The sequence below is a fragment of the Bacillus sp. JJ1503 genome, assembly GCF_036965125.1.
In the GTDB taxonomy this organism is placed as follows: Bacteria; Bacillota; Bacilli; order Bacillales; family Cytobacillaceae; genus Cytobacillus.
In genome coordinates, this window is the sequence record NZ_JBALOZ010000486.1 from 1 (window position 1) to 1,205 (window position 1,205).

The window sequence follows — 1,205 nt, forward strand, 5'->3', positions numbered from 1 at the left end:
TAAACCCAAGGGAAAATATCCCAGCAATTAAAGTTGTGACTGTAAGAATTTTAATAGGAGCGTTAAGCTTATCCGAAACCATTCCCCATAATGGCTGAAAGAAAATCATAATTATTGGGCTAATAGACATGATGGTCCCAATTTGATAGCCATTTAAATGTTCAACTTCACTTAAATACACACTGAGCAAAGGATACAAGCTCCCCACGCCAAAAAAAGTTAACAAGTAAAACCCTTGCATGGATAAAATATTTCTTTTTATTTGTTTATTCATTTTGGAAACCTCTTAATATTTTAATAAGCAAGACTTATTGTATCATTTTTTATTCTCACTTCGATACTTTAAAATGATTATCTTCGCAAAATATCAAAAGCTCCCAATTATTTAGGAGCTTGTAATCATTATTTTTTATTTGTCACGAAGTTGATCGTAAGCCCTTTTTCAATTTTCCTTGCACTTAATTGCAAAGTTAGTAAAGTAACTCCTACCGATATGATAAGTGTAAAGATGCTGCAAATAATGGTTAAGAAAGTCTTGTTATCATTTTTCCATTCGAGAAGTGATACAAGCATTCCAAATATACCTGTAGGACGCCCTTCATGCTGAAAAATGGGAAGAGCATCCGTTGGTATGAGGACAAGAACAGAAGGTAATGCAGCAATAAGTAGATATCCGAAAGAAAGAAACATTAATAAAAAGGAAACCCCTGTTTCCAGCCTGTTTTGCGGGTTATTTGGATTATATTTTGCACCAATAGCCCCAAGCCAAAGTCCAATTCCTGTTATTCCTAAGGACATGATCGCCACAACGGCAATCCCGAAAAAGATATTTAAGAGGCTCCATTTCAAAAATATGCCCCCAGCAAATTCTAAAATAATTAAGAATACAACAGGAATCAACCAATTGATCCAAAACTTCCCAAGTGCGATTTTCCAGCCTGATAATGGCAAGACATGTAAAAAGTGAATAGAGTATGCTTCCCTCGCAATTGAGCCGGAAGCAAAGCCGCCAGTTAGAAATGTAAACATAAAAAGGAAAGTAGCTTGTGCAGCCATCCACGAGATTTCTGGATTATGAATGATTATATTTATCATATTTTTATCATTTATGATTGATATGAAAGGAAAAAACATAAAAAATATAAATGGGAGAAAGGCTACCCATTCTCTCAAATCTCTTTGGATGGACCTCCACTCTTTAATTC

General features: G+C 34.7%; 2 protein-coding genes. Both read right to left on the reverse strand.

The annotated features are described in order from the left end of the window. Positions 1-274, reverse strand: a 274-nt coding sequence (locus V7149_RS25630) for an MFS transporter (RefSeq protein WP_335348380.1), incomplete at its 3' end; no start/stop codon positions are given. A 128-nt stretch (positions 275-402) separates the two neighbouring features. Further along, positions 403-1,205: putative ABC transporter permease subunit (locus V7149_RS25635; RefSeq protein ID WP_335348381.1), on the reverse strand; the 803-nt coding region annotated here is incomplete at its 5' end.